Source organism: Weizmannia agrestimuris, from assembly GCF_943193165.1.
GTDB lineage: Bacteria > Bacillota > Bacilli > Bacillales > Bacillaceae_C > Weizmannia > Weizmannia faecalis.
The window spans coordinates 1-9,794 of the sequence record NZ_CALPDC010000068.1 but is presented as its reverse complement, the minus strand read 5'-3'; the positions used below and the strand labels follow the sequence as shown (position 1 = coordinate 9,794).

The 9,794-nt window shown below is 46.3% G+C and carries 10 protein-coding genes; 1 reads left to right on the top strand and 9 read right to left on the bottom strand.

The annotated features are described in order from the left end of the window. Positions 1–180: 180 nt before the first annotated feature. The 4 genes from NFR98_RS15055 to NFR98_RS15040 all read right to left on the bottom strand — a co-directional run bounded on the left by NFR98_RS15055 (position 181) and on the right by NFR98_RS15040 (position 4,620). Positions 181–1,140 carry an LCP family protein gene (locus NFR98_RS15055; protein WP_017550886.1) on the bottom strand — a complete coding sequence of 320 codons (960 nt, stop codon included), beginning with the start codon at positions 1,138–1,140 and terminating at the stop codon, positions 181–183. Positions 1,141–1,816: 676 nt separating this feature from the next. After that, positions 1,817–2,416 carry an undecaprenyl phosphate transporter UptA gene (gene uptA / locus NFR98_RS15050; protein ID WP_026685193.1) on the bottom strand — a complete coding sequence of 200 codons (600 nt, stop codon included), beginning with the start codon at positions 2,414–2,416 and terminating at the stop codon, positions 1,817–1,819. A 31-nt stretch (positions 2,417–2,447) separates the two neighbouring features. Continuing rightward, complete coding sequence (locus NFR98_RS15045; protein WP_014096254.1) at positions 2,448–3,722, bottom strand: VTT domain-containing protein; 1,275 nt, start codon at positions 3,720–3,722, stop codon at positions 2,448–2,450. 715 nt (positions 3,723–4,437) lie between these two features. Then, complete coding sequence (locus tag NFR98_RS15040; protein WP_110133774.1) at positions 4,438–4,620, bottom strand: hypothetical protein; 183 nt, start codon at positions 4,618–4,620, stop codon at positions 4,438–4,440. 358 nt (positions 4,621–4,978) lie between these two features. On the opposite strand from NFR98_RS15040, the gene NFR98_RS15035 reads away from it, so the two are divergent. Then, positions 4,979–5,302 carry a winged helix-turn-helix transcriptional regulator gene (locus NFR98_RS15035; RefSeq protein ID WP_110133773.1) on the top strand — a complete coding sequence of 108 codons (324 nt, stop codon included), beginning with the start codon at positions 4,979–4,981 and terminating at the stop codon, positions 5,300–5,302. A 43-nt stretch (positions 5,303–5,345) separates the two neighbouring features. Here the strand turns inward: NFR98_RS15035 and NFR98_RS15030 are convergent, their stop codons facing one another. The 5 genes from NFR98_RS15030 to NFR98_RS15010 form a co-directional block, all read right to left on the bottom strand. After that, a complete protein-coding gene (locus NFR98_RS15030; RefSeq protein ID WP_046722009.1) occupies positions 5,346–6,431 on the bottom strand; it encodes a DUF1648 domain-containing protein in 1,086 nt (361 codons plus the stop codon). Next, positions 6,419–6,820 carry a GntR family transcriptional regulator gene (locus NFR98_RS15025; protein ID WP_014096258.1) on the bottom strand — a complete coding sequence of 134 codons (402 nt, stop codon included), beginning with the start codon at positions 6,818–6,820 and terminating at the stop codon, positions 6,419–6,421. The genes NFR98_RS15030 and NFR98_RS15025 overlap by 13 nt, the downstream gene beginning before the upstream one ends. 174 nt (positions 6,821–6,994) lie before the next feature. Further along, on the bottom strand, positions 6,995–7,702 hold the full coding sequence (locus NFR98_RS15020; protein WP_251460516.1) for an amino acid ABC transporter permease: 708 nt from the start codon (positions 7,700–7,702) through the stop codon (positions 6,995–6,997). Positions 7,703–7,727: 25 nt separating this feature from the next. Next, positions 7,728–8,381 carry an amino acid ABC transporter permease gene (locus NFR98_RS15015; RefSeq protein WP_014096260.1) on the bottom strand — a complete coding sequence of 218 codons (654 nt, stop codon included), beginning with the start codon at positions 8,379–8,381 and terminating at the stop codon, positions 7,728–7,730. A gap of 65 nt (positions 8,382–8,446) precedes the next feature. Then, on the bottom strand, positions 8,447–9,262 hold the full coding sequence (locus NFR98_RS15010; protein ID WP_014096261.1) for a transporter substrate-binding domain-containing protein: 816 nt from the start codon (positions 9,260–9,262) through the stop codon (positions 8,447–8,449). Positions 9,263–9,794 lie beyond the last annotated feature (532 nt).

The window sequence follows — 9,794 nt, the reverse complement described above, 5'->3', positions numbered from 1 at the left end:
AGCTCTCCAAAAGGACAATTTGCTCTTGGTCCGGCTCTCTTTTGTCTTTTTGAACCCTCCAAAAGGACAATTTGCTCTTGGTCCGGCTCTCTTTTGTCTTTTTGAGCTCTCCAAAAAGACAATTTGCTCCCGGTACGGCTTTCTGTCTGCAACAAAAAAAAGAGCCGGAACCGGCCCCTGTTATTCATCCAAAAACTGTTTGATGGCTTCTATATTTTTTTCTTTGTCCACTTCGAGTGCGGCGCCGACGCCCGGATAGCTGACATTGGTATAGGTGCCGGCAACCGGTACGGTCATTGTTTTTACCTTGAGGTTGCCTCCGACGGCGTCTTTGGCGAGTGCAAGAATGTTCATTTTGCTCATGTTGGTGGCAATATACGGCTGGATGGTTCCGAGCAGTTTCGGTGCTTTGGCGATACCGTTCACGCTGAAAACTTCGGATTGGAGCGCTTTAAGCACTTTTTGCTGGCGGGCAACCCGGCCAAAGTCGCCTTGTGCGTCATGTCTGAATCGTGCGTAGGCGAGCAATTGTTTCCCATGCATCAGCTGTTTTCCAGGATAAAGCGTCAAGCCGATGTTTTCCGACATTTTATGTTCCACGTTCATTTCAATGCCTTGAGGCGCCAGGGTATCGACAATTTTAACAAAGCCTTGGAAATCGACAAGTGCATAATATTGCACATCAATGTCAAAATTGGCTTTGAGTGTTTGACGCAGCAATTCAACACCCTTTTTTTGATTCTTCAGATTGCCAAGATAATAGGCTGTGTTTATTTTATAGTTTCTATACCCCGGGATTTCGGCATAAATGTCACGCATAATCGAAATGAGCTTCACCTGGTTATTCTTCGGGTCATATTGGGCAATCATGATGGTATCGGTTCTTGAATCTTCTTGCCCGCGCCGATCAATTCCGAGAAGGAGAATGTTTGTGCGGCCATTTGCATCCTTTTTACCGTTAAATTCCAGATTGTCCATATTTAAGGCATCATTCGGGTCTGTCTGATGAACGCCAGCGTAGTATTGATAGGCTGTGTAACCCGCGCCGGCGACGATGAGCAGTAAAAAGAGCATAAGGAACACTCTGCGCCAGCGGACTCTTGACCGTTTTTTCTTTTTTTTCGCTACTCTTGACTCCATAGAATCCCTCGTTTTAGTAGTCTGTCTTCATTATTATTATCTAAAAGCGGCAATTTGTCACGAAAATTTTGATGAAATTTTGTTATTTTTGTCGAGATCATAATTTGTGGGGAATTTCACATAACTTTCATGCAAAGTTAAGGCGTTTTTTATTTTCCAGCGGTATATTGATGTTTGTCATCAGGTAAGAGCTTTTGTTGGTTCGTCTGCTTTGTGCAGGCGGTTTTTTATGGCCGGAGAAGCAGAGGTTTTAAGCATTTTTTAAGTTTCGGCAGGTATCCTTTTCTTTGCAAGAGAGCTTACAACCTACTTTTTTCATATGCCCCTTTTTTAGGCCGCCGCCCTTGTGCAGGCGGTTTTTTTCTGGGCATAGTGGGCAAGCCTGCCTCTTTTCGGAATTTCGGCCTGTTAAGATTGTTTTAAGCTTCCTGCGTTATCCTTTTTCTTGTAATCAGGCAAGATGCAAACTAGGCTTGCTTTTTCATCCATGTTAACCCCCTTTTTCGCCGTCTGCTTTGTGCAGGCGGTTTTTTTGGTTAAGGATTTTGAACAATTATAGCAGCTAATCCCCTCTGTATCTTTGATTTAGTGGGAGTTAGCCGTTCTTGGGATCCGAACCGCACTGTTTCCATTCTTCCCTCATCTATGGAAAAAGCCCGGCCCCCTAAATAGAGGGTCAGGCTTTTTTTTTCTTGCGGTACATCGAGTAAGCGATATAAAGCACAATGATAACGATCGCGATAATGGTAACCGGCTTGACATAAGGAGCCGCGACGTCATCAATTTGTGCCCAGTTTGATGCGAGACGTTCACCGAGAAAGATAAACAGCACCGCCCACGGAATGGTCGCAAGCAGCGTGAAAAAAATGAACTTGAAATACGACATTTTGGCAATGCCGGCCGGGATCGAAATGGCCTGGCGGATGACCGGGATGAATCGGCCCGTAAAAATAACACCGGCGCCGTACTTGTTGAACCATTCTTCCGCGACATCGAGATGCCTTTCGTGAATCAGCAAATATTTGCCGTACTTTAGCAAGAACGGGCGCCCACCGTATGCACCGATCCAGTATAAAATCAGTTGGGCAATCAAAATGCCAAGTGTGCCCGCTGCAATGGCGCCGAAATAATTGATCTCTCCCCGGGAAATTAAATAGCCGGCATAGGCAAGGACAATCTCGCTCGGGATAATCTCAATCGCAAGCCCGATCGCAACACCGAAGTAACCCAGATCAGCGAGTGCTGTTAAAATTTGTGTGACAAAGTCTGAGAACATGTTTCCCCTCCAACATTTGCTTTCTTATCCATCATATCATACGGAAAATTTCCAGCAATAAAATATTTAAGCCAAGCCAGACGCCGCCGAATACGTAACCGCCCGCAATGTTGCTCGGGATTTCAAGGCCGAAATAAATATGGCTGACAGCTGCGAACAACAGAACAGCTAAAAGAAGTACATCCATAAACGTATGGACCCAAAACATCTCAGCGTGCCGGACAACGAGATATGTAAAATAGCCGTAAATGATCAGAATCATCATCGCCTGGTCGCTCGGAAATGAGAAGACAAAGTGGGAAAACGTCGGAATTTCCGTTTCCGACATCCGGTGGAACACTTCATGCAGCACATTTTGATACAGTTCCCCGCCGATTGTAACAAGCAGCATAATCAAAAATTCGTGCGTGCGATCTTTGCCTTTCCAAATGATCCAAAGAACCGTCAACACCATGACGAGAATGAGCGCCTGCCGCGAGCTGAGCGCCAGCATCCCTTTCATGACGCCTGCCCAATGGTGTTTGAACAAAAGCGATACGATTAAAGAGGTCACCTCGTTAAAGTCACTGAAATCTTCGCTGAAAAGGTTTTGAATCATTGTGATCATTAACACAATCAAAAACAATGTCACCAGCGTGGTGCCGATGATCACAAACTCGGCGCGGACCCGGCTGCGGAAAATCATGAAAACGCGCCGGAGCACCGCCATCATCGCCCAGAAAATCTGCTTATGGAAATAGCGGAACACATAATACGCGATGATTAAACCGGCGCTTACAATACCGCCTATGACGAGATATTTTTTGACCGCTTCGTGAAACTGCTCCCACTGCGGGCCAAGCAGCTTCCCGAGGGAAATAAACGTGCTTGTCCAAATCAAAGCGCCGGAATAGGCAAAAGTGGCAAATGACCGGAATGGCAGTTTCGTAATTCCGGAAAAATAGCCGGTGATGTGGCGGACACCTGGTATAAAATACGCGACGATAAGCAATTTATTCCCATATTTATTAAACCAGCGCGATGTTTTTTCAAGCTGGGACGGGCCGAGATGGATAAAATGGCCGTATTTATGTAAAAACGGGCCGCCGAGCCGCTGCCCGATAAAATAGGCCGTTGTCATGCCGACAGATGTACCGGTGGCGGCAATGAGAATGCTCAAGATCCAGTTGAGCTGCCCCTGGTGCACCATATAACCGGCATAGCTCATCAGCACTTCGCCTGGAAGCGGAACTGCAATCATTTCGAGCAAAAGTGCCAAAAGCAGCACAATATATCCATATTGATCGACGTATGATGTCACTGACATTTGTATCCCTCTCTTAAACGGCGTCAATAAAAACGACCGCTTTTGTTTGCATAAAGTTCACTCTTCTTACAGCCATTTTCGGGCATGAGGATGGGTTTGTCAAAAAGGTTAAAACTTGATATTTGTCAATTTTATGATAGGCACTTTGCAGGGAACCATCCAGGTTTAAAACCAGCTTCTTTCCCGGACCCAGCGTGTTCCCGCACCCGTTTTTCGTTAAGTTAAGAATCACGTTTTCTGCTTTCGGCTGCTGTATAAGTTGAACTAAACATTCCTACTTCTGTATGTGTAGCCATCGTAATTGATTTTAACGCGAAAAATTTAGGTTCATTTTATATATTCACCAGGCTTTGGGGAGTTTTTTACATGAGGCTTATTGTTTCGGTTTCCGTATTTTGCCAGGGAACATTCAAGATTCAGTATTTATTTTACCCGCTTTCGGCCATGATACTTCACCCGTCTCCGTATGGTTTTTACACCTGTAAATTTTATTTGAGATTTGGAAGGTTCACGACTTCCCTGTTGTGATGGTCCAGGGAAAATTTTACAGTTGTGGGTGAACGGGGATTAGAAGAGGGCGTGAATGATCAAGTCCATTTTAACGGATTTATGAAAGAAGTCTTCCATCCTCATGGCCAAAGAGCAGGTGGGAGATCATTTCAAGCGTTCGACTGACTGGATCGCAATGGTGACTACGCCCAATCACTGTCTGCCTTTAGGCTTGTGTGTCGGATTGTCTGTCTCCGCTGCGATTTGATTGCTGAAAATTTGAGAGCCATTTTTCCACGTTTCCATAAAACTTGTTCAGGGCATCTGCCGCTTTTTCACGGTTTTCTTTTGATTTGAAGTATTGGTAGCCGGCAAAGCCTACTGCTGTATAGAAAAGTAATTTTTTCACCTTAAAAACCTCCCTTTCTTTACTCCCTTTATTTTATATGAAAATTCAATGGATTGGAAGAACTTTACCCAGCCAGGACGCATCGGAGCATTTTCCTTTTCGCTTTTTTATTTGGGGGCAGCACCGTTTCACTGTGCATTTCCTCTCATTTTCATTTTTTCGTCTTTATTTGGGGATTTTTTAGGGCCATTTCTGTCACGGGTTTGCCAGCTTTTTCAGCGAAGCACAGCAGTTCCCCTGGACAGAGATTGTTAGCTAGTTACTTTTAGTAAGTTCACAATTCATGTATAATGGTTAAAAAGGGTTTTGTTGATATAGCCCCGGAATGCAGGGTTGATAAGAAAGGTGCGTTACAAAAATGGGAAACCAAAGTTTATGTCCGCGTTTCGAAAAGGCGTTTCAGCTATTGGGAAAACGCTGGGTTGGCGTGATTATCCGTGTCCTTTCTAATGGGCCGATGCGGTTTAACGAAATGGCGGAGCTTATCCCGCATATCAGCCAAAAGGTGCTTTCGGAGCGGCTGAAGGAGCTGGAAGACCAGGGCATCCTTGTACGGGGAGTGTACCCGGAAAGCCCTGTCCGGATCGAATACCGGTTGACAGAAAAAGGCGAGGCGATCAAGCCGGTCCTTGATGAAGTGCAAAATTGGGCAGACAAATGGGTTGATCTTGAAAGTGAATGATAAAAGGGGTTGCTTCCATTCTTTGGAGCAGCCCCCTTGTTTTTTAAGAAAAGAAAACACCAAGCAAAAGCGGAATCAGAATAATGAGCCCGAGGATAATCCAGCCTGCCGGGTGCGCAAAGTTAAGGGTCCAGCCGCTCCCGAACCTTTTTTCCACCCATAAGGAAGGATCGTTGCGATTGAAGTAAAAAACGCCGAGTTTCCAATACGCATCGTCATCATACTGGAAGCGGCCCTGAACGGCACCATTGCCTACGCGGATGCGGCTGCCGCCCTGCCCGGTGATAACCGAGAGCAAAACCGCCCCGGCCACAATCAACAGGACCGCGCCCATGCCTCCGTACGACAACCAGGCAATCGGGACCGGCACAATAAAGGAAAGCTGAATGGCAAAAAATAGTAAAATCATAAGCAAGCCTGTAATGATCATAAATGCTGACCATCTGCGCCGGAAACGGACATTTTGCTCGAGGGAGGCTTCCGGTCTTTCGGCATTGAGCTGCTGTTTGCTTCTTGCAATCATCGTATTCAGCCAAATGAACAGGATAAGCAAGAACAGCTGGACAGTTGGCAGTTCAAACACGGTCCGGTACGATTTTTCCACCCAGTCTGTCGGTGTACCGTTAAAATCATAATGCATGGCGATCCGGTCCGGAATCCGTCCGTAGCACAACCATGTCATCAGGAAAGTGGCTGCTGTCACGCTTGCATGGATCAGAAACCATGCGTTGGAAAAAATGAGTTTCTGGCTCCGGAATTTCGGGTCGACGATGATCGCCTGCTTTTTCCCAGTTGCCCAGTTCCGCGTCTTCTTGATTGCCTTCATTTTTCGGTGAAAATAAAGATAGATAAGAAAATTACCGGCAATGTCAACAAGGACTGCGAGAGCGAAACCAGTTTGAAGCAACTGGCTTGTGCTTACAGCTATGAACAGGGCGGCTGCCAGAAGGATGCTGAAGACAATAATGACTGCGGCGTATTGTTTCCTCAGTTTTTTCAGTTCAGGATCCAGGTAGGCTGCCTCTGGGATGGTGACCCCAAAACTTTCCGTTCTCCTTGTAATGTACGGTGTTATTGCCATCATGACGGCAACCAGACCGAAAAAGATCAATACCATTATGGTTTCCATTGTTCTCCCACCTTTTGAATGTCGTTATATAGCTTTTCACATATTTTTAAAAATTGCTTTTCGTCCAGGCCGCGACAGATCGCTTCACTGATGAGCGGGCGCAGTTTTCCCGTAAGGCTTTCAAGATACGGTTCATCGGCCGGGGGCATCTGTTCAGGCTGGATGACAACCCCTTTTTGCCGGTGGATCTGGATAAAGCCTTCCTGCTTCAAGATTTGGTAGGCTTTATTGACCGTGTGCATGTTGACACCGAGGTCGGATGCCATCGCCCTTACCGATGGAAGTGAATCGCCCGGTGCCAGCTCTTTTGACGCAATGCCTTCCATGATGCTGTTATGCAGCTGTTGGTAAATAGGGACATTCGATTCAAGGTCGATTTTCATGAGCATGAACATCATCTCTTTTATTTGGGTTATTTGTTATATATATTGTATAACAGTTAGCACAAAAAAGCAATGGGGATTTGATTTATTTTGCAACTTTGCGAATGAAAATCAGCAATCGCAAACATCTCTATCATGAGAAAAGCTGCGCAAAAAAAAGGAACCTCAGGACAGGTTCCCCTAGAGCAAATTTTCTGTTGTGTTCACAAGCTGTTTGGCAGCGGAACGGTCCGGGTCGAGGCGCTTTTCGAGCCGGCGCGCGAGAATCGAAAGCAAGTAGTTGACAACAAAATACATGAAAGCTGCCATGAGCAGAATCGGGATGATGTATTTTGATCCGCCTTCCCCGTTGTAAATCCCTTTTGCATTGTGTAACAGTTCCGGCAGCGCAATGATGATCGCAAGCGACGTATCTTTTAAAAGTGAGATGAACTGGCTCACAAGCGGCGGGATCATTTTTTTCAAAGCTTGCGGCAGAATGATGTACCACAAGGTTTGGGTATATTTCAAGCCGGATGAACGGGCAGCTTCGATCTGGCCTTTCGGGATGGCGTTCAGGCCGCCGCGCACAATTTCAGCAATCATCGCGGATTCGAACACCGTCAGCGCCGAAATGGCTGCTGCCGTGACGCTCATTTTCATGCCGACTTCAGGCAAGGCAAAATATGTAAAGAAAATAATCAAAATCAGTGGCAAGTTCCGGGTGATTTCGACAACAAGTGCCACGATTGGCGATAAAATTGGAATTTTGGCGTAACGCAAGATGCCGAGAATACAGCCGATGAGAAAACTCAACACGATTGCAACAAAAGCCACTTCCAATGTCACCGCAAAACCCTTCAGCAAATACGTCAGGTTTCCACTTGAATAAGCTCCGGCAAAATCCATCGCATTTCCCTCCTTTAAATATGATTCAACTGCTTCTGGCCAGCCGGCGTTCAAGATAGTTGACAAGCAGGCTGAGCGGGATCGTCAGAATGAGATAAAACATGCCGACGAAAATATACGTATCAAAAGTGATCCATGTTTTTTCATGAATGAGATCGGCGTAGTACATGAGGTCGAGTCCCGCAAAAACACCGAGGATCGAAGAGTTTTTGACCAGGTTCAGAAATTGGTTGCCGATCGGCGGAATGACGATTTTGATCGCCTGCGGAAGGACGACGTAACGCATCGCCTGGGTATACGTCAAACCGGTTGACCGTGCGGCTTCAAGCTGACCTTTGTCCACCGATTGAATGCCGGCACGTACGGCTTCCGCAATAAAAGCGGCGGTGTAAATGGAGAGCGCAATGGTGCCCGCGATAAAGCCGCTTAAATTAATATGAAAATAGCTGAGCCCGTTATAGAAAAAGAAACCGGTCAGGATTAACGGAATATTGCGGATGACTTCAACGTAGACTGCGCCGATAAAATTCAGCAGTTTCACAGGGGCCAGCCTGAACACGGCAATGAGGTTGCCGAGAATGAAGCTGGCGACAAGGCCGATGATGCTGATTTTAATCGTATTGACAAAACCTTTCATGTATAAGTCGATATTGTCGGTGAGGATGGAAAAATCAAGCACGCTGTTTCACTCCTTTGCGGTTTAATCAGGAGAAAGGGATGGGCGATTTTGCCCACCCCTTATCCTTATTCTTTGATCCATTTGTTTTTGATTTTGTCGTATTCCCCGCTGTCTTTCAGTTCTTTCAAAGCTTTGTTGACGGCTTTTACAAGTTTCGTATTGCCTTTTTTCATGGCAATGCCGTACGGTTCTTTCGTGAAAGTGCCACCTACAACCTGGTAGTTCGAGTCTTGGGCGGCCATGCCGTACAGAATCGAGTTGTCGGTTGTCAGTGCATCGCCTTTGCCGGATTTTAAAGCCGTGAATGCTTCTTGATAGTTTTCATACTCTAACACGGTTGTATCCGGAGCGGCTTTTCTGACGTTGTCACCAGATGTCGCACCTTTTACCGTCAAGACTTTTGTGCCTTTCGTCAAGTCTTTGACGCTCTTAATCTTGCTTCCTTTTTTCACAAGGAGCGACTGGCCGGCGTCAAAATAAACATCCGAGAAGTCGACCACTTTTTTACGATCCGGCGAAATCGTCATGGTAGCGACAACCATGTCAACATCGCCGTTTTGCAGCATTGGAATCCGGGTTTTCGATGTGACTTCTTTCAGTTCGACTTTGACTTTGTCACCGAAAATTTTCTTGGAAATCGCTTTGGCAATGTCTACATCAAAGCCTTCCACATTTCCGGTTTTAGGGTCTTTGTAGCCAAATAGATATGTATCATATTTGACTCCAACGACCAATTTCCCTCTGTCTTCGATTTTTTTGATCGGATCATCGCTTGCAGAACCGGATCCGCCTGTCGATTTTGATTTGCCGCAGCCTGCAACCAGTGCTGCTGCCAAAATGAAAACCAATCCTGCTGCTAACCATTTTTTGACCTTTCCCATTTGAATCCCCCTTTTTTATTTATGGTCACCGCGAAAGCAAGCGCTTTGCGGAAGTCCCCAATGATAAATGTTTTATGCTGGTACTGCTTTGAGTAGCACGGTATTCCCGCGGGCCGGCACCTACCATTCCTTGGCTTATGGCCATGATTGCGCACCATCCCCGGATATGAATGTATATGCAGATGCAAATGGTTTATGACTGCGACTGGAACCGGCTTTCCGGGCGATTGACGGCCACCTTACGTGTACCCGATAGCCGCGGATCGTTTGCTTTCGATTTTTGGCATCCTGCCCCGCGTGGTACAGGTTATTTGGCCACCATTCGTAACCGGCTTTCCGGCGATTGATGCCGCCATGTATGGACCTGATAACCGCATATGGTTTGCACCCGATTTTTAGCATCCTGCCCGGGCGTGATGCAGGATGTTTGGCCACCATTCGTAACCGGCTTTCCAGCGATTGATGCCGCCATGTATGGACCTGATAACCGCATATGGTTTGCACCCGATTTTTAGCATCCTGCCCGGGCGTG